We start from the raw sequence: 22,660 nt of genomic DNA, 5'->3' as shown, positions 1-22,660 counted from the left end.
TTTTTGGTTGCTATTTTTTATGACTAAAATGGATCACTTAGCTCACTAATTCTGATGAGTTTTTTGTTGACAAATTCCTCTAAACCTAGTGCCGCCATTTCTCTTCCATAGCCTGAATTTTTGGTACCACCAAACGGAAGATCAGCTTGAGTCCAAGTTGGGTGATTGATAAACACCATTCCTGTATCTATTTGGTTGGCGACGCGTTTCCCTCTTTCTATATCTTGGGTAAATACGGAACCGCCTAAACCGTAGGGCGAATTATTAGCCAATGCAATAGCTTCTTCTTCATTTTTTACTTTGAAAAATAAGGCTACTGGACCAAAAAACTCTTCATAAAAAACAGGATTATTCTGTGTCACATCAGTAAGAATGGTGGCCTCCATAAAGGCGCCAATTCTATCTACACGTTTTCCACCTAAAATAATTTTGGCACCTCCATCAACAGCTCTTTCGACTTGATTGGCTATTTTAGTAGCGGCTTCTTCCGTACAAAGTGGTCCTAATTGTGTTTTTGTGTCTACGGGATCGCCTACAACCAATTCGGCTAGTTTAGTTTTAAATTTTTCCAAGAAGGCATCTGCAATTTCGGCTACAACGATAAAACGTTTGGAAGCTACACAACACTGTCCGTTATTGTTGATACGCCCTACTACAGCCCAATCTACCGCTTGGTCAATATCAGCATCTTCTAGTACAATAAAAGCATCGCTACCGCCTAATTCTAGCACTGATTTTTTGATGTTTTTACCAGCTACGGTTGCTACATTAGCCCCTGCAGATTCACTACCTGTAAGCGAAACCCCTCTTACTCTTTTGTCCGCAATCAAATCGATTATTTGTTCGTGTGACACCATCAGATTAGTGTAAAGTCCTAATGGAGCTCCAGCTTCTATAAAGATTCTTTCCATGGCCATAGCGCATTGCGGCACATTTGAGGCGTGTTTGACGAGCACTGTGTTGCCAATCATAATATTAGGTGCCGCGAATCGTGCGACTTGATAAAAGGGGAAATTCCAAGGCTGTATGCCTAACAGTATCCCAATTGGACTAGACCTGATGAAGGCTTTTCCGTGAACAGGATTCAAGATTTTGTCGGCCAAAAGAGTTTCCGCATTTTTGGCGTAGTAGTCAAATATTTCGGCACTCAACTTTATTTCGCCTTGGGCATGACTCAAAAGTTTGCCCATTTCTAGGGTAATTATTTGAGCAAGCTCTTGCTTCTGTGCTCTTAAAAGTCCTGCAATTTTATACAACAATTGAGCTCTTACAGCGTAGTCTGTTGTTTTCCATGCGTCAAATGTAGCTGCTGCTTTTGAAATTGCATCATCTGTCGCATCGGCAGTCATGGCGTCAAAGGATTGTACGAGTTTGTTGGTGTTTGGATTAATGGTTTGAAAAGCCATAGTTTTTTATTTAATTATTAGTAATTAAAAATGTAATCTTCAAGATTTTATTTGCTACCCAATCAGTAAGGTAGGAGTAGGCGATGAAGTGTTCTTAAATTGAGTCAGTGTCTAGAAAATGACAGGGTGAAGTAAAGTGTGTTAAAAGAGGAAAAGCGGTAAAAGCAAGTGCTTTTACCGCTTTAAAATTGGATTTAGTTCACTAAACTATAATAATAATCTACTTCCAATTCGTTTTTTACGTGCCAAATACCAGGCGTATTCCAAGCAATACGAGCGGCTTCTTCTTTTTGATACCAAGAGCCTACGGTTCCTTTGAGCGTAACAGTTGTTCCAGAAACCGAAACAACTATATCGCTATCATCTATCGTCCAGCTTCTGCCAATGGCTTTTTCGATGTCCCTTTTTTCAATGGCGTCATGGCTTTCGGATTTGATTTTTATATTGTTGGTGACGCCTTTTACGCCAGCAAGATAAATAATAGCGCTTTTTGCAGCTTCTTTTTGGTAATTCCAAGGCAATTCACCTTCTAGAGTCACCCAGCCGTCTTCGACCTTAACGGTAACTTTATCCTCTGGAACCGACCAATTTGATTTTAGTGCCGCCAACACTTCATTGGCAATTTCTAAGCTGGTCTTTACGAAAGAGCTTGGGAATTTGACTTCGATTTTTTCAACTAGTGCTTTGACACCAATTACTTTTTTGGCAGCATTTTCGGCTTCCACTTTTTTTGCATAGCTATCTACCACGCCGGTCAAAGAAATTACACCATCTTTTGCTGTAACTCCAATCTCTGCTGCATTCAATAACGGTTCCCATTTAATGGCGTTTTGAACATCTGTCTGTAATTCTGCATTTGTTTTCATCATATTTTTTTTTCATTGTGAATGCGTTTCACAACAACACAAAGGTGAAAACTATTAGAGCTCAGTAGCTTATATAATTAAGAGGGAATGTTATATAATTAGTAGAAAGTGTTCACTTACATTTTTTTTGACATACGAAGTAGCGCATCCATGAAGCCCACTTTTTTTGAAGTTTTCTTTAACGTAGTTTTTGTACTGTTTATTACCTTCTGGAAAATTGGGTGTTACGTCAAGACCAGTTGCACCGTAAATTTGATTTTTTGGGAGTCTCTCTTTTTTTTTGTGCAACAGCAGTTGCTGTATAAATGATGAGCAGTGTTATGAGAAGTTGTTTTATAGTTGAGGTTTTAGTAGAGTTTTTTTGGTTTAAGTCTTATTATTTCTTTCCCATTCCGATTTCGTAATTCTAAATATGTTTACGGTGTTTTGGTTGTATTCTGTGAGTTTATCTATGGTCATGCCGTTTTTTATGGCAACTTTTTCAGAAGGTGTATTGGTTAAACTGATGATGGAAATCAAAGAATCGGAAAAGTTATGGTCAAAGGCAAAATCTCTGCATTTTTTTGCCGATTCAATAGCAAATCCTTGGTTCCAATATTCGGGTAAAATAGAATAGCCAATTTCCAATTCCAATTTGTCTTCTATCTTTTGGACTAAAAGTCCACAATGCCCGATTAATTTCCCCGATGTTTTATCTAATAACGCATTCATACCGCCTAAATTGTTTTCGTATCGGTATACTTGTTTGTCATACCATTTTTTACATTCCTTTTCAGGGCTTTCTAATGTAGCGTTCCAATATAGCGCAGTATTTGGGTCTTCATGAAAAGCTAACCAGTCCGAAAAGTCTGAGAGGTTGACTTCTCTAAACAGCAGTCTTTCGGATTCTTGGTTTTTTAAAAGGTATTTCATGGATTTTTTTATTTTCGTGTAACTATAGTGCGTTTGGCCTTAAAATTATTCTTATTGTTGGATTTGAAAAGAGAAAAATTCATTTTTTAGTGCGTTAACTTATTGAAATGATTTAGGACAACGAAACTAACATACTGCGAAGTCGGAGACATTCGCAGAGCGGTACTAAAGGGCTTTTGATTGATGATTTACGAACCACCGTATACGAGACCCGTACGCTCGGTGGTGTACTCAGGTTTTTTTGTTTTTTTTGTTTTCGTGAATGTAAACATTTGAGAGGCGCACTCCGTCAGTTTCTGGCGGAGCCGTCTAGTCGATTAGGCGCTGGCTTTTATTTATTTAGTTCTGTTTTGACGGCGATAAATTTTGAATAATTTATTATTGTATTTCTTTTAGGAAACCCTTTGCTTAAAATTTCATTTGCAGAAGTTCCACATAATTCTAAATTATTTCTTTTTGCATAGTCAAACATAGCATTTAATTTCTTTTGATTTTTTTCAATAAATAATTTTGTTGGAAGCGAGTCTATAGAATATATAGTTTGATTTTTATGATAATTATAATTGTGGTTTAGATAAATTTCTATTGTATCATTTAATTTTCTGTAAAATCTATCTTGCTCAGATACTAATTTTACACCATCTTTATTTTTATTGTAATAGACTATTTTAAATAGTTTCTTATTTGAGTTAGAATAAAAATCAATTTTACCAAAATTACTAATAGTATCATTTTTATCTAATCTTAGCTTTTTATAAGTCGCAATGTAATTTATTAGATTCCAATAATTTTCATCCGTTTTCACATAAAGAGTTGAATCTAGTTTTAGATTTTTATCAAAACTGCTTAAACCATTTTTTTCTCTTTGAGCGTTAAACTCATTAATTAATGATTCTCTCTCATTATTTTGACAAGAGAAAAATAGAATAGAAATTATTATAAGATATTTTAGTTTACTCATTTTTTCATTTGCTTGCGCCTAACGTCAGTCTGTCTCAAAACCTCCGCTTATTGTTTATCAAAAGTAGTCAAAATTGAGTTACATAAGGAGGAAAAGTTGTATATTTAAGTATGCAACATATATCAGGAATCTCCCGCCAGCAACTGCAAATAAGTGGTTTAGAAGATAAAATCAGTCTTGATAATCCTGTTCGTTTTATTGAAGCTTTCGTAGAGCATATCTCGCTTGAATTGCTTGGTTTTATGACTCGTATTCTTAAAAGTGAAGGCCGTCCTAGTTTTGAATCAAAAGTATTTCTTATACTTTATCTTTATGGATATCTCAATGGTCTTAGAAGTTCGAGAAAGCTAGAAAAAGAGAGCATTCGTAATATAGAATTACACTTAGGCAAAACTCAAGCAGAGTTTAAAAGAAGTGACACGCAAAACCGCACCGATAAGTCTCGTGAAACGTATCCGAAAAATCAATGACCCGAGCCTGAAAGGCGAATAGGCGAAGCAAATCCAGCGAGGATGGTTAAACTATTTTCGGGGAACGAGTATTATGGGCAAATTACTTGATCTAGACGGCTGGCTTAGAAACCGACTTCGATATTGCATTTGGCACGATTGGAAGAAACCCGAGCGAAAGAGAAAGAATCTTATACGCTTGGGCATTGACCAAGACCACGCCTATGCTTTTAGTCGCACTCGCAAAGGCGGGTGGGCAATTGCTCAGAGTCCGATTTTGAGTACTACCATTACTTTGAAACGCTTAAAACAGCGTGGCTATCAATCTTTAACCGATGTTTACATCGAACTTAACCCATCTCTTTGCGAACCGCCGAGTACAGCCTGTTCCGAAAGCTTGCGGGATGACCCGTACGCTCGGTGGTGTACTCAGGTTTTTATTGTTTTTTTGGTTTTCGTGAATGTAAACATTTGAGAGGCGCACTCGTTCCGTTCGGGGCGGAGCCGTCTACTCGATTGGCGGTAGTTTTTTTATTTAGAGTCTTCTAGCAATAATGTTACATATGAATTTCTAACTTCTCTTTCTTTTTTATTATTTACACCTTCTGTTGAAGCAAGCTTAAAATCTCCTGGAATATTTTGTTCAAAGGATTCTAAATTTGCTTTTAATTTTTCAAGATCTAAATCATCAATTTTATCATCCAATTTGGCAATTCCGACAATTAAAGAAAAAGAGTTTGATTTATTATACCAAATTGATTTTTGTTTTAATTTAAGTTTTAGTACTGTTTCTGCTGTTTTTTCAAATCTCGCAATTATTTCATCTTTGTCATAAAAATCAATTCCGTAATCGTTAAGTAGGGATGTAGTTTTTTCGTTTCTGTTGAAGAAATCAGTAATCACAGTAGACATCATATTTAAAATATGCATTAAATGTACTTTTCTTGCAATATCTCTACTCGTAAAAATTCCTTTTTCAGTCATTAATGATTGAAATTTACTGACTTTTTGTTTTTTTGCCCAAACAAAAAAATCTTTTGGAATATTAGGATCTTCTCTTAAGTCTTCTTGAGTTGAATCAAAGTCTAATTCTATTTCGTTTGCCAATAATTTTGCAACTAGCATATATTCTGCTGTTGAATATTCAGAAGCCATTTTTTCAATTATAGATAATGAATTTGAAGTTCGATTAATTCTTTGAAATATTTCTTGAACTTTTGGGTCATCATTTTCTAAATCAAGTTCAATGACAGCAACTTCATATTTAAGGAAGTTAGATTTTTCTTCTTCTGTTAAATTATTATAATATCTTCCATCTACTTCATATTGATTATCAATAAATTTAATTATTGCATTTGTTCTTTGCTGACCATCAACGATACAAGAAATTGTAGACATAGAAGCAACATCAATTTTTCCTTTGGAAATAAAAATTTGTGGGAATGGATAACCTAATAAAATCGTTTTAATAAAATCCTTATTATGAAGTTCTCTCCATACCAAATTTCTTTGAAAATATGCATCAGGTATTAATCTACCTTTTTTTACGTCATTTACCAAATTAAGTAAAGAAACTGACCGTACTCTATAATCTATCATTATATTGGTTTTGTTAAAATATATTCGTTAATATTTGAAGTTTGTTTGTACTCGAAAAATGTTTGAGAAAGATAAATTCCTGCATTTATTGATTTAAACAAATCTTTGTTTTTACTGGATAATTGACCAAAAAACTTCAACCAATTCAGTCTTTTTTTTCCTGTCGGCATTAAATCGGGTCTAAAAATACCCTTTGCAACACAATTTACATATTGCTGATAAGTTGATTTACCATCATAGAAAGGAAAGCCTGTTCTATCTGTAAAACCGTTAGTCGACTTAAAAACGCATTCTGTGTAATGTTGAAATAAATTACCATCAATAATTGCAATATCAAGGTCTGATTTCAAAAAGCTAAATGTAGTTTTTTTATGAAAACTATATCCAGTTTTTGATGAACCTACAACTTGAACGTTCATTATTGGAATAGAGAAATATTCACTTATTTCATTAAGAATTTGAAATTGCCTTTCTTCATTTCCAATTAACGCAGAAGTTGGGTATGTTAAATAAATCTTCCTCACAATTTCATTATGAGGTTTGTTTGATTTTAATCCTTCGTCAATTGATTCTAAATGTGTCATTTAAGTTAATATGTCTGATTTTTCTTAAAATTACCGCCAACTAGTGTATAAACGCTATACAATAGCGACTATACACCCTCAAAATTGTGTAGATAATCGCAGTTTTATCTCGTTTTATTGTCTTTTTCAAATATATACAATTTTAATTACAAAACTTGTTGCTGAATAATTGTTTTTAGTTTGTTTTTGAAGTTTTGGATTAAAAAACACACACACCCAAGCCCTATAACTCCATATGTTTATTTTTTTTTGGAGTCGTTGAATCTTTGATTTCGAGCGGGGAGTCGTTGTGTGAATTTTAGAGATTTTTTTAATGAATTCTTATTATTGGAATTTAAAAATTGGAATTTCGATTCGTGTTGCGTTACCGTTTCTAGCCCTGATGGGAGCGGCATCCTGTGGCTCTGGGGTTCAGAGCTACAGATATAGCGTACAGCAGGATTGGCTCCTAAAAATAAAGCCTATCGTATTGGTCGAGTAGGTCGAAAAGTTATGAGTACGCAAACGTTGGAGTGGGATTTTTTACTTTCAAAGAGCATAAGGCGTTCCTTATTGTGGCTGGGTTCGGGACTTTTTGCGTATTTTTATAGTTACAAAAAAAATAGAATTCAAATGAAACAATTATTTTCCTTACTACTCCTTTGTTGTATGAACTTGGTGTCCGCACAAAGGGTGGAATCGCCAACCGGAACTTTGGCGCTTACGTTTCAGCTCACACCCGATGGTCAACCGACCTATGCGGTGAGCTACAAAAATAAACCTGTGGTGCAGTCTAGCGCTTTGGGGGTGAGTCTAAAAGACAAAACGGCTTTGATCAACCATTTTGAAGTGACGGGAACCACAACCCAAGCGGTCAACGAAACTTGGAAACCGGTATTGGGAGAACAAGCCCAAATCGTGAACCATTATAACGAATTGATTGTAGCTTTGGTACAGAAAGATTCAAAAGTGAAACTCAATTTGGTCTTTAGAGCCTTTGACGAAGGGGTGGCGTTTCGCTACGATTTCCCAAAACAAGAAAACCTGAACTATTTTATCATTTCGGACGAGAAAACCGAATTCAATTTGACCGAAAACAATAAAGTGTTCTGGATTCCAGGAGATTTTGACAGCAATGAATACGTGTACAACGAAACCAAATTCTCCGAAATTGACAACGAAAAACTGAACCTTAACAACGGAATTGGCGTGAAATCCATTCCTGGGAAATACACGGTGCAAACGCCTTTGCAAATGAAATCGGCTTCAGGGCTGTATCTCAATATTTTTGAGGCAGCTGTGGTGAATTATCCCGTAATGCATTTGGATGCCAACGTGCAAAAGTACACGCTAAAAGCCAATTTGGTGCCCAACGCCATTGGCGATAAAGCCTATTTGCAAGCGCCTTGCGTTTCGCCTTGGCGCACGATTATGGTCAGCGATGACGCTAGAAAAATTGTGAGCTCTAAAATGATTTTGAACCTAAACGAGTCCTCTAAAATAGAAGATACTTCTTGGATAAAACCAATGAAATATGTGGGGATTTGGTGGGAAATGCACGTGGGGAAATCGACTTGGGATTATGCGGGTTCTCAAAATGCGCAAAACGCTGCGGGGAATCCAATTCCAACAGGCAAACACGGCGCTACTACCGAAAATACCAAACGCTATATTGATTTTGCCGCCAAGCACGGTTTTGACGGCGTGTTGGTCGAAGGTTGGAACGTAGGTTGGGAAGACTGGGTAGGCAACTGGAAAGAGGATGTTTTTGATTTTACGACGCCTTACCCTGACTTTAATTTGGCAGAAGTTTCGGCCTACGCCAAAGCAAAAAATGTAAAAATGATTATGCATCACGAGACTTCGGGTTCTGTGGGCAACTACGAACGCCACTTGGATCGCGCACTTGATTTGATGAAGAAATTCGACTATCCTGCCGCCAAAACAGGCTATGTGGGCAAAATCATTCCGCGTGGCGAATTCCACGACGGACAAGCGATGGTGAATCACTTTAATTTTGTCGCGCGTCGCTTTGCCGATAACAAATTGATGGTCAACTCACACGAATGTTCGCACCCAACAGGCTACAGTCGAACCTATCCCAACTACATCGCGGCCGAATCAGCTCGTGGGAACGAATTCAACGCTTGGAGCAACGGAAATCCGCCAGCGCACGAAACCATTTTGCCTTTCACGCGTCAGTTGGGCGGTCCTATGGATTACACCCCGGGGATTTTTGAAATCAAAATGAGTTACTACGATAAAAACAAAACCGAGCAAGTCCACACTACTTTGGCGAAGCAATTGGCCTTGTACGTGACGATGTATTCTCCCTTGCAAATGGCGGCCGACTTGATCGAAAACTACGAGAAATATCCCGATGCGTTTCAGTTCATCAAAGACGTGGCGATGGATTGGGACGAGAGTTTGTATCTAGAAGCAGAACCCGGCGATTATCTTACCGTGGCCAGAAAAACCAAAGGCAAAGACACTTGGTTCCTAGGCGCCATCACCGATGAAAATGCCCGAACCACCGAAATCAAATTGGATTTCCTAACCAAAGGCAAAAAATACAAAGCCATCATCTACGAAGATGCCAAAAATGCACATTGGGAGAAAAACCCAATCGCTTACACCATCAAAACACAAGTGGTAACATCGGCTAGCAAACTCAAATTGCAATTGGCTGCTGGGGGAGGAACCGCCATTAGTTTCGAACCACTGCCTTAATTTTTAGGAGCAGACGTAGGCGGAGCACCTCACGCGTCGTCCCGCTCTCCGCTCTATCTTTTTCACAAAAAAACCTAGTAGTAACCCACTACTAGGTTTTTTTGTGAAAAAGGATGCCGCTGCGATCGGGGCTAGGTAAGACGTTTCATTTTCATAAGAAGGTTTGTTTAAAACCCAATTAAAAAATAAAGTATCACTTTACCAACCTGCAAGGTCTTTTTCTAGACCTTGTAGGTTTTCATAATTAGTCCTTATACCTACAAGGTTGAAAAAACCTTGCAGGAAACCCCAAAAAAATATTGCTCAATACCAACCGATTAAAAACAAAACGGTTTAAAAAACAACGAATCCAATACAACGTATTTAAAAACAACGGATTAAAAAACAACGGATTAAAATCCGTTGCTACAAAATGTTCCGTTCCTACGGAACTCTTGCATTCGATTGAGAGTCGTAGACTCGGTACATTTTGTAAGGCTGGACTTCAGTCCAGTTTCAGTTGCTACAAAATGTTCCGTTCCTACGGAACTCTTACATTCGATAGAGAGTCGTAGACTCGTTATATTTTGTAAGGCTGGACTTCAGTCCAGTTTCAGTTGCTACAAAATGTTTCGTTCCTCCGGAACTCTTACATTCGATAAAGAGTCGTAGACTCGGTACATTTTGTAAGGCAGGACTTCAGTCCAGTCCACACACAGCAAATCGAAAAAGCCGAAGGCTCTAAAAACCGATAGCCGATAACAACCCTAAACAATTAACTATAAACTTTAAACAACCTTAAACAATCTTAAACAACTCTAAACCCGAAACAATAAACCCTGAACCATAAACAATCAACCATAAACTTTATACAACCTAGCTAAATATTCATAAACTTTCCCGAAATTGCTGCCAACTATAATATTCCAAAACCAACCTAAAACTATGAAGAAAACTTTTTTTACAGCCCTATTGCTAAGCCTTGGCGGAGTCGTTTTTTCTCAATCTTCAGACGAATTGCAACTCAAAGCCATTTACCAATCGGCATTGACCAAAGGGCAAGGTTACCAATGGCTGGACTATCTTTCTAACCAAATCGGACACCGTTTATCAGGCTCTGATAATGCCGAAAAAGCAGTACAATACACCAAAGCACAGCTAGAAACCTTGGGATTAGATCGAGTATTTTTACAGGAAGTAATGGTGCCAAAGTGGGTGCGAGGTGCTAAAGAAACCGCTTATATCAAAGATGGTAAAAACAAAATTGAAGTGCCAATTTGTGCTTTGGGAGGTTCAATTGCTACACCGAAAAAGGGTTTGCTAGCGCCCGTAATCGAAGTGCATAGCATCAAAGAACTAGAAACCTTAGGAACGGCTTTAAAAGGAAAAATAGTCTTTTATAATCGCCCTATGGAGGCTGAATATATTGAAACCTTCAATGCTTATGGTCATTGTGTAGATCAACGCTCTTCTGGCGCGAGAGAAGCAGCAAAGTATGGTGCAGTGGGAACGATTGTGCGTTCTATGAATTTGCGTTTAGATGATTTTCCACATACGGGTAACCAAAGCTACGGTGATTTGCCGCAAGCGCAATGGATTCCTACAGCAGCCATCAGTACCAATGGTGCGGAGTTGTTAAGCAAGAAGTTAAAAGAAAACCCACAACTGCAATTTTACTTTAAGCAATCCTGTGAACAAATGGCCGATGTGCTGTCTTATAATGTGGTGGGCGAATTGAAAGGAAGTGAAACCCCCGAAAACATTATGGTAGTGGGCGGTCATTTGGATTCTTGGGATCTAGCCGATGGTTCTCACGATGATGGGGCAGGAGTGGTGCAAAGTATGGAAGCCTTACGCATTTTGAAGCAGCTGAATTATAAACCCAAAAATACGATTCGTGTAGTGTTGTTTATGAACGAAGAAAATGGGAACCGCGGAGGAAAAAAATATGCAGAGTTGGCACAAACCAATAAAGAAAATCATGTTTTTGCTTTAGAAAGCGATTCGGGAGGCTTTTCGCCAAGAGGTTTCTCATTCGAATGCAATGACGAGGAGTTTGCTAAATTTAGCAGTTGGAAAGGGTTATTTGAACCTTATTTGATTCATAGTTTTGTAAAAGGACATGGCGGAACTGATATTGGCCCATTGTCATCCAAACATATCGTCAAAGCAGGACTCAAACCTGATTCTCAGCGCTATTTTGATTACCATCATGCGGCCAATGATACGTTTGATGCCATCAACAAAAGAGAATTGGAATTGGGAGCAGCTACTATGACTTCTTTGTTGTATTTGATGGATCAAAAAGGCTTGTAAGAATGAAACCCGCTGAAGCGTATATTTTCAATCAGCCGCACTTGTATCAGAGTATTATGTTGCATTTACATCAGGTGATTCAGCAAAATGTATCCGATACTGAGTTGTTGTTCAAATGGGGTATTCCTTATGTCTATTATAAAAAGAAGCCTTTTTGTTATTTGGCGCCCAACCATAAGAAAGGATTTGTAGATTTGGGTTTCGCCAAAGGATTTCAATTGCAACGCAATCAATCGGAGTTAGTGGACGAAAAACGAAATACGGTAAAATCGTTACGCTATACTAGTTTAGAAACCATAGACCACGAAGTTTTGCTCGATGTACTCGCTGAAGCCATCGATTTATATTAACGAAAAAGTCCTCGAAATGCTCGAGGACTTTTTTGTTATGATGGTCACTAATGGGACTTTTTGATATTATTTAATTTCTTTCTCTTGGCTTTCTTTACGCTCTAATAAAGCCATATAAAAACCGTCAAATCCAGATTCAGAAGCCAATATTTTATGGTCTTTGATAAAAGTGAATTCTTTTCCGATGTCTGTTCCTAAAAAACGTTTCACCTGTTCTTGATTTTCAGAAGGTAAAATGGAACAAGTAGCATATACTAGTTTTCCTCCTGGTTTTACAATTTTAGAATAACTCTCTAAAACTTCCGACTGTACTTTTCGGATATTATCGATAAACTCTGGTTGTAATTTCCATTTAGCATCAGGGTTTCTTTTTAAAACTCCAAGTCCACTACATGGTGCATCGATTAAAACTCTATCGGCTCTTTGATGTAATTTTTTGATGACTTTTGTCGAATCAATAATGCGGTATTCAATATTAAACGCACCGTCTCTTTTGGCTCTCAGTTTTAATTGTTTGAGTTTACTTTCGTACAAATCCATGGCAATTAATTGTCCTTTGTTTTCCATCAAAGCGGCAATATGCAATGTTTTTCCACCTGCACCCGCACAAGTATCTACCACACGCATTCCAGGTTTTACATCAAGAAAAGCGGCCACAAGTTGTGAATTAGCATCTTGAACTTCAAATAATCCTTCTTTGAAAGCATCGGTCAAAAACACATTGGCTCTTTCCTTCAACACTAAGGCCTCTGGTTGGTCCTTTAGCATCTCTGTCTCAATGTTCAAATCCATTAAAATGGCTCTTAATTTTTCTCGAGTTGTCTTTAATGTATTAACTCTAAGTACCACTTTAGCAGGTTGGTTTTGAGCCGCAATTTCTTTGGACCAAACTTTTTCTCCTAGTTCTTTAACCCCAATTTCGTCCATCCAATCTGGAATCGATTCTTTGAATGTTCTGATTTTAGAAAGTTCATCAAAACGTCCTTTAATTTTACGTTCCGGAGTGCCTTCTAATTGTCTCCAATCAGGAATAGGATACCCTCTCAATACAGCCCAAACGGCAAAAATTCTCCAAAGATTATCTCGGTCAAAAGGTTCCTTTACTTCGGCAATCTCAGCATATAGTCGTTTCCAACGAACAATTTCGTATATAGTTTCAGCAACAAATTTACGGTCGGAACTTCCCCAACGTTTGTCTTTTTTTAAAGAGCGGGCAACTACTTTATCGGCATATTCGCCTTCGTTGAATATGGCATTTAAAGCATCAATAGTAGTATAAACTAAATTTCTGTGTAATCTCATTTTGAATAATTGAACTGCAAAGGTACTATTTATTGATTGAATGTTAAATTTTTAGTATGGATTGTTATATTTTATATTGTAATCAAAAAAAAAGCACTGTACTACAGTGCTTTTGCTATTTGAGTTTTGGGTTATTTTATTCTAGTTAATCCCAAGCTTTCTGGGGCATGTAGCACCATCGGAAATTTCTCGATTTTTACAGAACTACTGTCTAAACCAAAAGCACTTTCTTCCGATAAACTTAATTTTTTGATTAAGAAATAAGAGTTCATGATGATTTTTTCATGCCATAATAAATCAGAATCGTTGGATAAGAATTTCTCTGAAAGCACAAATTTGAAATCACCCACAATATTGTTTTTGTTTAAGGATTCATATCTACTAGTAACATCTACCTCACCTTTTTTCACCATATCAATGATTACTTCACGGAACATTAGATTTATTTTAGTAGGTTCTCTAAAACCAAGATTAAAATCTACTCGATACAAATCGTCTTTTACAATTTCGGTTACTTTGTATTCCTTTTTGTAAGGTTCGTTGAGTACGTTTACATGCACAAACCAATAGATATCAGCTCTTTTAGGTCTTTTTTGTAGAATAGAATAAGTTACTTTTTCTTCAATTTCATCTACACGCCCAGCATTAGTCATATAAACCAAATGGGTAGCATATTTTGGTATAGATAAATCACTACTCAATTCAACCAAAACTTTTTTGAAGTTTTCAATTTTGACAATTTTAGTATAGATTTTATTGATTTTCTTCGCCAAATACCAAATAGTCATTACTGAAATCAATAGGATTGCGATGAATAAAGTTACATAACCTCCTTCGGCAAACTTAGTGATGTTAGCGGCTAAGAAACTGAACTCTATAATCAAATAAATGGTAATCAATGGCACGAAAAAATACCATTTTACGCGCTTCATGATTAAGTAATAATTCAGTAAAATGGTAGTCATGATCATGCAAAGAATAATGGCTAATCCGTAGGCATGTTCCATATTACTAGATTCTCTAAAATGCAATACTATTCCAATACATCCTGCTAACAAAAGCCAGTTAATGGATGGAATGTATAGCTGGCCTTTTAATTCTGTAGGATATTTGATTCTAACTTTTGGCCAGAAATTCAAACGCATAGCTTCATTGATAAGCGTAAAGGAACCACTAATTAATGCTTGAGAAGCAATTACTGCTGCTAATGTTGCAACCACAATTCCAAAAGGTTGGAACCAGCTAGGCATAATCAAATAGAATGGATTTCCATTTTCTCCTCCCAAAGTTTGTAAAGTCTCTCCACCATGTTGAATAAGGTAGGCTGCTTGTCCAAAGTAGTTCAACACCAAAGCAGTTTTTACAAAAATCCAACTGATTCTGATGTTTTTTCTTCCGCAATGTCCCATGTCGGAATACAAAGCTTCGGCTCCTGTCGTGCATAAAAATACAAATCCAAGTACAAAAAAGCCATCTGGATGAATAGATAACAAATGGTAAGCATAATATGGATTTATCGCTTTAAAAACTTCTGGATGGTAACTGATTTGAATGGAACCTAAAATGGCTAGCATTAAAAACCAAATGGTCATCATGGGGGCAAAAAACTTACCAACTAATTTAGTTCCAAACTGTTGTATGGTAAATAAAATGACCAAAATTCCAATGACAATTGGGACGGTATTAATTTCTGGGTTAAACGTTTTTATTCCTTCGACTGCGGAAGAAACCGAGATGGGTGGCGTAATGATTCCATCCGCTAATAATGCACTCCCCCCAATAATTGCCGGGACGATAAGCCATTGTATTTTTGTTTTCTTTACCAAGGCGTAAAGTGCAAAAATACCTCCTTCTCCGTGATTGTCAGCACTAAGCGTGATAATCACATATTTTAATGTGGTTTGTAGGGTGAGTGTCCAAAAAACACAAGAAACTCCTCCTAATACAACATCTGGGTCGATGATGTGTTCGCCAAGAATGGCTTTCATTACATACAAAGGTGATGTCCCGATATCACCATAAATAATTCCTAAAGAAATTAATAAACCTCCTAGCGTTAATTTGCTGTGTAGGTCTTTGTGCGATGCGCTCATGGATATTTTTTAAAAAACTGCTTCAAATTTACTGTTTTTAAATAAAATAAAGGATTTAATTATTAAAAATAACAAAAAAAACACGACCTATTAGTCGTGTTTTACTTTTTGAAGTAGAATTTAAGTTCTTCGGTTTCCTCCTCTGTTTTCTCTTCCATCACTAGATTGGCTTTCGTTTCTAGTATTACTTCTGTTGGTTTCGGATCTTCTGTTTTCTGAGGGAGCTGCGGTTCTTTGTTCTGTTCTTTGTGTTGAGTATTCTCTAGAACTAGAGCTTCTTCTGTTGTTAGAATTATTCTCAACTTCAGTTCTTGTGGTTGATTCTCTTCTATTGTATCCAGCGTTTTCAGTATAGTTTCTGGTTGGTTCTTCTCTAACAGGAGTTGCTATTCTAGTGGTATTTTCATCTCTTCTTTGAATAGTGTTTTCTCTTGAATAGTTGTTATTGTCTGCATATCTTCTTGAGGGTTCAACCCTAGAGGCTGAATAGTTTCTGTCCGTATTAGCTTGGTAGCGTGTAACATTTCTATTGTCACTATACACCTCTCTATTATCTCTTCTGCGGTCTAGCTCATAACGATTAACTACATCATTGTTTCTTCGTGAAAACGAATAGTCTGGGTATCTTCTTTCAAAAGCATTATTGCGTGTTGAAGCGCAGATTTGTGAAGCTCTATAGTTACTTCTGTAAGAAACATATCGATATGAGTTATGTACATTGATGCAATGGTTGATATTACTTCTGTATCGGTATACTGGAAACGGATTCCAAGTATAATAATAAGTAGGATAATAATTCCAATTCCATCTTGAATAGTAAGGACGATAATTACCTATCCAAAAAGAGGCGTAGATCGCAGGAGTTCTGTAATAGACAGGCTCATAGATGTAATTGGGGCCATACATGAAAATATCTCCCACTACTTGTATGCTAACATTGTTGTAGCGATCTTTTTCAACATCAATAGTGGCTACATCTTGAAACATGTCCCTTCCTAATACGGCTTGTATAACAATAACATGAGTTCTGTTTTCTACCGATTCAATTACACGTAAATAATCTACTTGGTTATCATAATTCAAATCTAAGTTTGAAAGTTGAAGTCTTGGATCGTTTAATCTTCTTTCGAAATCTTGTAAGTTTGAAGATTCTCCGAAAACAGAAGCTACTGCTTTCAAATCTAAATTATCACTAATTTCTCCATTCTTCGCATAGATTGTTGTTCTGTCTTGCGCGGTTGAACAGCCTGTTACAAGCGTGGTAAGTATTGCAAATAAAAGTAATTTAGTTTTCATAGCAGTTAGTTTTAAAGTTCTGAAACGGATAATTCAACTACTGTGCCAATAAATATTTTTTTTAATTATCGATATTTAAATATAATTGTATTTTAGCCTATGTAAAATGTATTGTAATGATTAAAAATATAGTAATTCCGTTGTTTTTTAGTGTCTTATGTTTTAATTGTGCTAATGCTCAGAATAGTGAAAAAAAAGGTTCTTTTTTTCAAAAAATTGAAATTGATACCCTATTTGAGGATAAAATTAGTATCCGTTCCTTAAATATTGATAACGACAAAGTTTGGTTTGCAGCCGACCAAAACCGATATGGTTTTTATGATGTAAAGAAACGAGAAAAGGTCATTCATAAACTAGCAAAGGATAACTTGAGATTTGAATGTAGGAGCAGTGCAATTACGCCTAATCATTTTTTTGCTTTGACCATCGCTAGTCCAGCTTTATTGTTTAAGATTGATAAAAAAAACTTGAGTACGGAGTTGGTTTATGAGAATTCAAACGAAAAAATGTTTTTTGATAGTTTACAGTTTTGGAATTCAAAAGAAGGAATAGCCTTGGGCGATCCGATTGATAATTATTTTAGTATTATCATAACTAGAGATGGAGGGCAAACATGGCAATCGTTACCCAATAGTGTTTTTTATAAGAATTTTGAAGATGAAGGTGCATTTGCTGCAAGTAACACCAATATCGTTATTAATGGTTATCATACTTGGATAGTTTCTGGAGGAAAAAAAGCCAGAATTTTTTATTCGGCTGATAAAGGAAAATCATGGAGTGTTAACGAGACTCCAATTGTACAAGGCCAACAAATGACTGGTATTTTTACGGCTGCATTTTATAATGAATCTATTGGTTGTATTGCAGGAGGGAATTATGAATTGCCAAATCAGAATTTTGGTAATAAAGCAATCACAAGAGATGGAGGTAAAACTTGGCAATTATTAGCCGAAAATAGTGGCCCAGGCTATATTTCATGCATACAATTTGTTCCCAAAAGTAAAGGAAATGGAATAGTGACAGTTGGTGCTACGGGCATTCATTATTCAGGGGATGGGGGCACAACTTGGAAGCAAATGAGTATAGATTCTTCATTGTTTACCCTGCGTTTTATCGATGATTCCACAGCCGTTGCAGCGGGAAAAAACAAAATGATACGTCTCTCTTTTAAAAAATAAAACCTCATACATCCAAAAATGAATTTATGAGGCTAAAACTAAATGAAACTATAGATTAGTTTTTGTTGCGGTATTGTTGAAGTAATTTTCTATCAAAATCTACTTCGGATTTTCTTAGTTTTAGGATTTTTGTTGGAGGTAAAATATTTCTTAGTGCCGAATTGAATTTTTTTCTAATTAGACATTGTTCTTCATCGGTACTTTCTATCTGATTCAAAAAAGCCAAAGCTTCTTTGTCACTCATATTGTCAAGAGAACCATCATTGAGTTTTTTTGCATAGGTTTTCATTTTTTGATGTCTTAATTCAAATTGTTTGTCATCATAGGCATTGTAAACTGGCCAAAATTTCTCAGCTTCTACAGAAGTTAAGTTAAGCTCACTAGTCAAAAAGGCTACTTTCATAGCTTTAATCTGGTCTTTCTTTTCTTTTAATCTTTCATTTTGACCATAGATTGTTACCGATAGTAGTAAAAATAAATACGGAAAAAGTTTTTTAATTGTCATGATTGTTTTGTTTTGACGATACTATTATTCGAGTATAAGTTGTTCTAAATTACCTTCTTTAATTAAATGTTCTTCGATAACCGCTTTATCGGCCGATGAAGTTTCGTTGAGAGAAACCAAGTCATTGGCTTCCATTTCACTTATTAAATCATATTGTGTAATATTGGGTTGATAAGTTAAGTAGTTTTCTATACTTGCATTGTCTAGTTCTTGTGTTGTTTTGAAAAAACTATTGTAAATAGGTAAACTCAAAGCTATAATGAGAACAGCTGCAGCCGCAAAAAGTAATTTTTTTCTCTTTTGAAATAAAGAAATCACTTTGGGCTCTTCTTTTGGAAGTTCTTGGAGAAGTTTTGCTGAAAAATTTTCAAAATAATTTTCAGGTACACTAAATCCAGTACTTATATTCGGTTCGTTATCTAATTTAAATTCTTTCATAATATGTTTAGACTATAAGTGTCTCAAAAGGTTTAATTTCCGGTTACAAAGGCTTCAATTTTTTTAGTAGCATGATGATATGAGGCTTTTAAACCTCCTACTGAAGTTCCTAATATTTCTGAAATCTCTTCATATTTTAGATCTTCAAAATATTTCATTTTGAATATTAATTGTTGCTTTTCTGGCAAACGTGCTATTGCTTGTTGTAATTTTAATTGAATTTCATCACCTTCAAAATAGATGTCAGATTGAAGATTTTGAATCGTTTTTTCTTGTAATTCTTGAGAAGATAAATTGTTTTTTTTTGCCTTTTGACTTAAAAATGTCAAAGCCTCATTGGTAGCTATTCGATACATCCATGAGAAAAGTTTACTCTCTCCTTTAAAATCTTTTAAATAACGAAAAACTTTAATAAATGTATTTTGCAAAACATCATCAGTATCGTCATGATTTAAAACAATGTTCCGAATATGATGATACAGCGGTTTTTGATATTCCTTCAATAATTGTTCGAACGCTTTATTTTGCGTTTTCGGATCTAATAATTGCTGGATAAATGCTTGTTCTTCTTGCAAGTTTTACACTTTTTTTAGGGTTAGAATAGCATTTTGTTAAAAGGTTTAATTCAAATCATTTTTTTTAGAATTCTGTTGGAATTTCCTCTTCAACTGGAGTCGTAACGGCAGGTTCTTTCTTTGGAGTTAATGGACGAACTACCGGGGCAGGAATTACTTTTGGTTTTATAGGTGTATAAATGTAAGTTACCCATTTTGAAGGTTGTCTCAATTCATTTTTTCCTATTGCATAGACTTCTATATGTGAAAATGTAGCTTCTCTAGAAATTATTTTTGTGTTGAAATAAGTGTTGGTTTGATCTAATGCCTTTTGAAGGTGAGAAGAGTCACCCTTAAGTACAGTCTTAATTGCTGGAAAAGAAAGTAGTTTGCCTGCCACGAACCCGCTTTCTGAAGTTGGAACTATTTCATTTTTTACAGGAATACAGAAAGAAAGCTTAGCTGTTTCTTTTTTGGCATCATAAAAATGATAAATGATGAATGGTTTTCCATAGATTTCGATACCGTTTCTATAACAATAGTCTATGATTTTAGAGAAAATAATTCTACTGTTTTTATTGATATTGACTATTTTACTACTAAAGGATTGACTTAAGTAATAAGTTGACGTTTTTCGTATTTCACCTACTACTTTTATCGAGTAAGTATTCATTTCGTAATCTAAAATTTTATCTAGATTTTTTAGGCTTTTTTCATAAATTGAACCTAGATTTCTCTCTACGCCTCCTTTTAAAGTGGCCAACATTTTTAATTCAAAGCTCAAGTTTCCTTTTGTTTTCCAGGTTACTTTGGTGCCTCCTATAGTATCTTTGAAATGCCAAAATACTTCGGATTCTGTTCCGTTATTATTTAATTTTTGAGTAATACTTTCATTGAATTTTGTACTCAAAGTTTGGATGTCTCCTGTGCCGTCGGCTCCTGTCCAAGAACAAGAAGCTCTATTTCCTGAGTTAGTTGCAGGGTAGCTCATCTTTAAATTCTTATCTTCAAGCATCCAAGTATTAAAATCAGGCCAATTTTGATAGTCGTTTACGTAATTAAAAACGGCTGCTTTAGGAGAATTAATGACTTTACTTCGTTCTAATTGAAATGCTCCTTTTTGAGTGGCCACAAAAATAGTAGTTGCAACAGCAGTAAGAAGGAGTAAAAGAAAAAGATATTTAAGGATCTGCATGAGAATTTGGGTATAAACTTTCGTAAAGTTAGAAATTTTATTCAAAAAGTAGGGGTACTTTTTAGAATTGATCCTTACTTTATAATAATAAGCTTGGCAATCTAGAAAGGATAGTAGTTTTAATGCTTAAGATAAATTTTTATAAGGAACAAAAGTCCAATAAAAAGAAGGAAGCCTAATAGAATTTTATAGTTTCCTTTATAAAAAATTCGGTGTAAATTGGCATCTTTTCGGTAAGCGATAATCATAGCAAAAATGAATGCGATGGCGAAACAGCCTCCAAAAATTAATTGTCCTTGACTAAACATAGTTGTAAATTTTTCTACAAATTTAAGTAATTGAATAGGAATTATTGCTAATTTGCTCGTTCAATTAACTTATCTAATTATGCAAAAACAAATAGAAGCGGTAAAGGAATTTCATACAGCTTTTGCCATCGGGCATAAAGAACAACCTCATGCTGATTTAGGAGAAGGGAAGAATTTACTTCGATTTAACTTAATGAAAGAAGAGAATGAAGAGTATCTTGAAGCAGCAAAAAATAATGATATTGTTGAAATTGCTGATGCGCTGGGAGATATGATGTATATTTTATGCGGAACCATTATTGAGCATGGTTTACAAGGTCATATTGAAGCAGTTTTTGATGAAATTCAGCGAAGTAATATGAGTAAATTGGGCGAAGACGGAAAACCAATCTACAGAGAAGACGGTAAAGTAATGAAAGGGCCGAATTATTTTAAACCTGACTTTTCTAAAATTCTAAACATTGTACAGGATTCTATGTAAAATAAAAGGCGATTTTCATTTTGAAAATCGCCTTTTGAATTTATTTGAAGCAATATTAGATTTTTACTGTCCAACCAAATGGATCAGCCTCTAATTTATGTTGCATATTAGTAAGTTTACTTTTTAATTGTTCAGCATATGAATTTTCAATTTTCGGAAGTTCATAATATTCTTCTTTATAAGAATACCCAACAATTGGATTAACAACTGCAGCAGTACCAGCTCCAAATATTTCTTTTAAAGTTCCGTTTTTAGAAGCTTCTACTAATTCACTTACCAAAACAGGGCGTACTTCTACATTTATTCCTTCTTTCTGGGCTAATTCGATCAAACTTTTTCTGGTGATTCCATCTAAAATTCGTTCGCTTACAGGAGCAGTCAATAATGTGTCATTAATTCTGAAAAACACGTTCATGGTTCCAGCTTCTTCTAATTTGGTATGAGTTGCGTCGTCTGTCCAAATTACTTGTTGGAAACCTTCTTTGTTTGCTAATGTTGTAGGGTAGAATTGTGCAGCATAGTTTCCTGCAGCTTTTGCAGCACCAATACCTCCGTTTGCAGCTCTACTATAATGCTCTGCAATTAAAACTTTTACTTCACCAGAATAGTATGCTTTTGCTGGAGAAAGTATAATCATGAATTTGTATTCGCTTGATGGATTAGCTACGACACCTTCACCAGTTGCGATCATAAACGGGCGGATATACATAGTGTTTCCTAATCCTTTTTTTACCCAAGCTTCGTCAATTTTCAAAAGCTCGTTAAGACCATTCATGAAAACTTCTTCTGGAACTTCTGGCATCGCCATTCTTACTGCAGATGCATTAAATCTTTTATAATTTTCATCTGGTCTAAAAAGCCATAAGTCATTATTATCGTCTTTGTAAGCTTTCATTCCTTCAAAAATGGCTTGTCCGTAATGAAAAACTTTTGCTGAAGGGTCTAGTAGAAAAGGTTGGTAAGGCTTAATGACAGGTTGTTGCCAAGCGCCATTTTTAAAATCGCACTCAAATAAATGATCCGTAAAAACGGCTCCAAAACTTAAATTATCAAAATCTACATCGTTTATTTTAGAAGTAGCGGCTTTTGTGATATCAATTGCTGTTGTTTGAGAAGTACTCATGATTATTTATTAATAGTTAGATTCGATAATCAAAATCAAAAAAAATGAATTTTCTT

21 protein-coding genes are annotated in these 22,660 nt (G+C 35.5%); 7 read left to right on the top strand and 14 right to left on the bottom strand.

The genetic code is table 11. The features are described 5' to 3' along the window. Positions 1–23 precede the first annotated feature (23 nt). From WFZ86_RS04070 to WFZ86_RS04055, 4 genes are all read right to left on the bottom strand, one after another. Positions 24–1,406, bottom strand: a complete 1,383-nt coding sequence (locus tag WFZ86_RS04070) for an NAD-dependent succinate-semialdehyde dehydrogenase (RefSeq protein WP_342690750.1) — start codon at positions 1,404–1,406, stop codon at positions 24–26. A 194-nt stretch (positions 1,407–1,600) separates the two neighbouring features. Further along, entirely contained in the window at positions 1,601–2,275 is a 675-nt protein-coding gene (locus WFZ86_RS04065; RefSeq protein ID WP_342690749.1) for a BON domain-containing protein, read from the bottom strand. A gap of 363 nt (positions 2,276–2,638) precedes the next feature. Further along, positions 2,639–3,184: a GNAT family N-acetyltransferase gene (locus WFZ86_RS04060; protein WP_342690748.1), complete on the bottom strand. Its 546-nt coding sequence runs from the start codon at positions 3,182–3,184 to the stop codon at positions 2,639–2,641. Between the two features lie 331 nt (positions 3,185–3,515). Further along, a complete protein-coding gene (locus tag WFZ86_RS04055) occupies positions 3,516–4,145 on the bottom strand; it encodes a hypothetical protein (protein ID WP_342690747.1) in 630 nt (209 codons plus the stop codon). A 110-nt stretch (positions 4,146–4,255) separates the two neighbouring features. Between WFZ86_RS04055 and WFZ86_RS04050 the strand changes: the two genes are divergently transcribed. Together WFZ86_RS04050 and WFZ86_RS04045 are read left to right on the top strand one after the other, a co-directional pair. After that, positions 4,256–4,615 (top strand): transposase, encoded by a 360-nt coding sequence (locus WFZ86_RS04050; RefSeq protein WP_342690746.1) that lies wholly within the window; start codon positions 4,256–4,258, stop codon positions 4,613–4,615. Positions 4,616–4,646: 31 nt separating this feature from the next. Beyond that, positions 4,647–5,069, top strand: a complete 423-nt coding sequence (locus WFZ86_RS04045; protein WP_425402856.1) for a group II intron maturase-specific domain-containing protein — start codon at positions 4,647–4,649, stop codon at positions 5,067–5,069. Positions 5,070–5,125: 56 nt separating this feature from the next. Here WFZ86_RS04045 and WFZ86_RS04040 read toward each other — a convergent pair whose 3' ends face one another. Further along, complete coding sequence (locus WFZ86_RS04040) at positions 5,126–6,193, bottom strand: DUF262 domain-containing protein (RefSeq protein ID WP_342690745.1); 1,068 nt, start codon at positions 6,191–6,193, stop codon at positions 5,126–5,128. Continuing rightward, a complete protein-coding gene (locus WFZ86_RS04035; RefSeq protein ID WP_342690744.1) occupies positions 6,193–6,777 on the bottom strand; it encodes a hypothetical protein in 585 nt (194 codons plus the stop codon). Before WFZ86_RS04035 ends, WFZ86_RS04040 begins: the two co-directional genes overlap by 1 nt. Before the next feature lie 612 nt (positions 6,778–7,389). Here WFZ86_RS04035 and WFZ86_RS04030 point away from each other — a divergent pair. The 3 genes from WFZ86_RS04030 to WFZ86_RS04020 all read left to right on the top strand — a co-directional run bounded on the left by WFZ86_RS04030 (position 7,390) and on the right by WFZ86_RS04020 (position 12,131). Then, positions 7,390–9,486: a glycoside hydrolase family 97 protein gene (locus WFZ86_RS04030; RefSeq protein WP_342690743.1), complete on the top strand. Its 2,097-nt coding sequence runs from the start codon at positions 7,390–7,392 to the stop codon at positions 9,484–9,486. Between the two features lie 924 nt (positions 9,487–10,410). Next, on the top strand, positions 10,411–11,781 hold the full coding sequence (locus WFZ86_RS04025; RefSeq protein ID WP_342690742.1) for a M20/M25/M40 family metallo-hydrolase: 1,371 nt from the start codon (positions 10,411–10,413) through the stop codon (positions 11,779–11,781). Positions 11,782–11,783: 2 nt separating this feature from the next. Beyond that, positions 11,784–12,131 carry a DUF1801 domain-containing protein gene (locus WFZ86_RS04020; protein ID WP_342690741.1) on the top strand — a complete coding sequence of 116 codons (348 nt, stop codon included), beginning with the start codon at positions 11,784–11,786 and terminating at the stop codon, positions 12,129–12,131. A gap of 66 nt (positions 12,132–12,197) precedes the next feature. Here the strand turns inward: WFZ86_RS04020 and WFZ86_RS04015 are convergent, their stop codons facing one another. From WFZ86_RS04015 to WFZ86_RS04005, 3 genes are all read right to left on the bottom strand, one after another. After that, entirely contained in the window at positions 12,198–13,433 is a 1,236-nt protein-coding gene (locus WFZ86_RS04015) for an RsmB/NOP family class I SAM-dependent RNA methyltransferase (RefSeq protein ID WP_342690740.1), read from the bottom strand. 131 nt (positions 13,434–13,564) lie between these two features. After that, positions 13,565–15,526 carry a KUP/HAK/KT family potassium transporter gene (locus WFZ86_RS04010; RefSeq protein WP_342690739.1) on the bottom strand — a complete coding sequence of 654 codons (1,962 nt, stop codon included), beginning with the start codon at positions 15,524–15,526 and terminating at the stop codon, positions 13,565–13,567. A gap of 120 nt (positions 15,527–15,646) precedes the next feature. Beyond that, a complete protein-coding gene (locus WFZ86_RS04005) occupies positions 15,647–16,822 on the bottom strand; it encodes a hypothetical protein (protein WP_342690738.1) in 1,176 nt (391 codons plus the stop codon). 116 nt (positions 16,823–16,938) lie between these two features. Here WFZ86_RS04005 and WFZ86_RS04000 point away from each other — a divergent pair, with 116 nt between their 5' ends. Continuing rightward, on the top strand, positions 16,939–18,000 hold the full coding sequence (locus tag WFZ86_RS04000) for a sialidase family protein (RefSeq protein ID WP_342690737.1): 1,062 nt from the start codon (positions 16,939–16,941) through the stop codon (positions 17,998–18,000). A 55-nt stretch (positions 18,001–18,055) separates the two neighbouring features. On the opposite strand, the gene WFZ86_RS03995 is transcribed toward WFZ86_RS04000, so the two are convergent. The 4 genes from WFZ86_RS03995 to WFZ86_RS03980 all read right to left on the bottom strand — a co-directional run bounded on the left by WFZ86_RS03995 (position 18,056) and on the right by WFZ86_RS03980 (position 20,692). Next, positions 18,056–18,505 (bottom strand): sensor of ECF-type sigma factor, encoded by a 450-nt coding sequence (locus tag WFZ86_RS03995; protein ID WP_342690736.1) that lies wholly within the window; start codon positions 18,503–18,505, stop codon positions 18,056–18,058. A 24-nt stretch (positions 18,506–18,529) separates the two neighbouring features. Beyond that, positions 18,530–18,943, bottom strand: coding sequence for a hypothetical protein (locus WFZ86_RS03990; RefSeq protein WP_342690735.1), 414 nt, complete (start codon positions 18,941–18,943; stop codon positions 18,530–18,532). Between the two features lie 32 nt (positions 18,944–18,975). After that, positions 18,976–19,518: an RNA polymerase sigma factor gene (locus WFZ86_RS03985; RefSeq protein ID WP_342690734.1), complete on the bottom strand. Its 543-nt coding sequence runs from the start codon at positions 19,516–19,518 to the stop codon at positions 18,976–18,978. A gap of 64 nt (positions 19,519–19,582) precedes the next feature. Continuing rightward, positions 19,583–20,692: an SRPBCC family protein gene (locus tag WFZ86_RS03980; RefSeq protein ID WP_342690733.1), complete on the bottom strand. Its 1,110-nt coding sequence runs from the start codon at positions 20,690–20,692 to the stop codon at positions 19,583–19,585. 387 nt (positions 20,693–21,079) lie between these two features. Between WFZ86_RS03980 and WFZ86_RS03970 the strand changes: the two genes are divergently transcribed. Next, the gene (locus WFZ86_RS03970; protein ID WP_342690731.1) at positions 21,080–21,481 is read left to right on the top strand and encodes a pyrophosphohydrolase domain-containing protein; all 402 of its coding nucleotides are present in this window, start codon (positions 21,080–21,082) and stop codon (positions 21,479–21,481) included. Positions 21,482–21,536: 55 nt separating this feature from the next. On the opposite strand, the gene WFZ86_RS03965 is transcribed toward WFZ86_RS03970, so the two are convergent. Next, positions 21,537–22,604: a branched-chain amino acid aminotransferase gene (locus tag WFZ86_RS03965; RefSeq protein ID WP_342690730.1), complete on the bottom strand. Its 1,068-nt coding sequence runs from the start codon at positions 22,602–22,604 to the stop codon at positions 21,537–21,539. Positions 22,605–22,660: the final 56 nt, after the last annotated feature.

Origin of the sequence: Flavobacterium polysaccharolyticum (assembly GCF_038739875.1) — a bacterium.
GTDB lineage: Bacteria > Bacteroidota > Bacteroidia > Flavobacteriales > Flavobacteriaceae > Flavobacterium > Flavobacterium polysaccharolyticum.
Note: the sequence above shows the minus strand (reverse complement) of the source record. Positions and strands in the feature narration are given on the sequence as shown.

Bases quoted from the DNA above. Each gene is read 5' to 3' on its own strand.
- WFZ86_RS04070 (WP_342690750.1), bottom strand. From the start codon at position 1,406: ATGGCTTTTCAAACCATTAATCCAAACACCAACAAACTCGTACAATCC.
- WFZ86_RS04065 (WP_342690749.1), bottom strand. From the start codon at position 2,275: ATGATGAAAACAAATGCAGAATTACAGACAGATGTTCAAAACGCCATT.
- WFZ86_RS04060 (WP_342690748.1), bottom strand. From the start codon at position 3,184: ATGAAATACCTTTTAAAAAACCAAGAATCCGAAAGACTGCTGTTTAGA.
- WFZ86_RS04055 (WP_342690747.1), bottom strand. From the start codon at position 4,145: ATGAGTAAACTAAAATATCTTATAATAATTTCTATTCTATTTTTCTCT.
- WFZ86_RS04050 (WP_342690746.1), top strand. From the start codon at position 4,256: ATGCAACATATATCAGGAATCTCCCGCCAGCAACTGCAAATAAGTGGT.
- WFZ86_RS04040 (WP_342690745.1), bottom strand. From the start codon at position 6,193: ATGATAGATTATAGAGTACGGTCAGTTTCTTTACTTAATTTGGTAAAT.
- WFZ86_RS04035 (WP_342690744.1), bottom strand. From the start codon at position 6,777: ATGACACATTTAGAATCAATTGACGAAGGATTAAAATCAAACAAACCT.
- WFZ86_RS04030 (WP_342690743.1), top strand. From the start codon at position 7,390: ATGAAACAATTATTTTCCTTACTACTCCTTTGTTGTATGAACTTGGTG.
- WFZ86_RS04025 (WP_342690742.1), top strand. From the start codon at position 10,411: ATGAAGAAAACTTTTTTTACAGCCCTATTGCTAAGCCTTGGCGGAGTC.
- WFZ86_RS04020 (WP_342690741.1), top strand. From the start codon at position 11,784: ATGAAACCCGCTGAAGCGTATATTTTCAATCAGCCGCACTTGTATCAG.
- WFZ86_RS04015 (WP_342690740.1), bottom strand. From the start codon at position 13,433: ATGAGATTACACAGAAATTTAGTTTATACTACTATTGATGCTTTAAAT.
- WFZ86_RS04010 (WP_342690739.1), bottom strand. From the start codon at position 15,526: ATGAGCGCATCGCACAAAGACCTACACAGCAAATTAACGCTAGGAGGT.
- WFZ86_RS04005 (WP_342690738.1), bottom strand. From the start codon at position 16,822: ATGAAAACTAAATTACTTTTATTTGCAATACTTACCACGCTTGTAACA.
- WFZ86_RS04000 (WP_342690737.1), top strand. From the start codon at position 16,939: ATGATTAAAAATATAGTAATTCCGTTGTTTTTTAGTGTCTTATGTTTT.
- WFZ86_RS03995 (WP_342690736.1), bottom strand. From the start codon at position 18,505: ATGACAATTAAAAAACTTTTTCCGTATTTATTTTTACTACTATCGGTA.
- WFZ86_RS03990 (WP_342690735.1), bottom strand. From the start codon at position 18,943: ATGAAAGAATTTAAATTAGATAACGAACCGAATATAAGTACTGGATTT.
- WFZ86_RS03980 (WP_342690733.1), bottom strand. From the start codon at position 20,692: ATGCAGATCCTTAAATATCTTTTTCTTTTACTCCTTCTTACTGCTGTT.
- WFZ86_RS03970 (WP_342690731.1), top strand. From the start codon at position 21,080: ATGCAAAAACAAATAGAAGCGGTAAAGGAATTTCATACAGCTTTTGCC.
- WFZ86_RS03965 (WP_342690730.1), bottom strand. From the start codon at position 22,604: ATGAGTACTTCTCAAACAACAGCAATTGATATCACAAAAGCCGCTACT.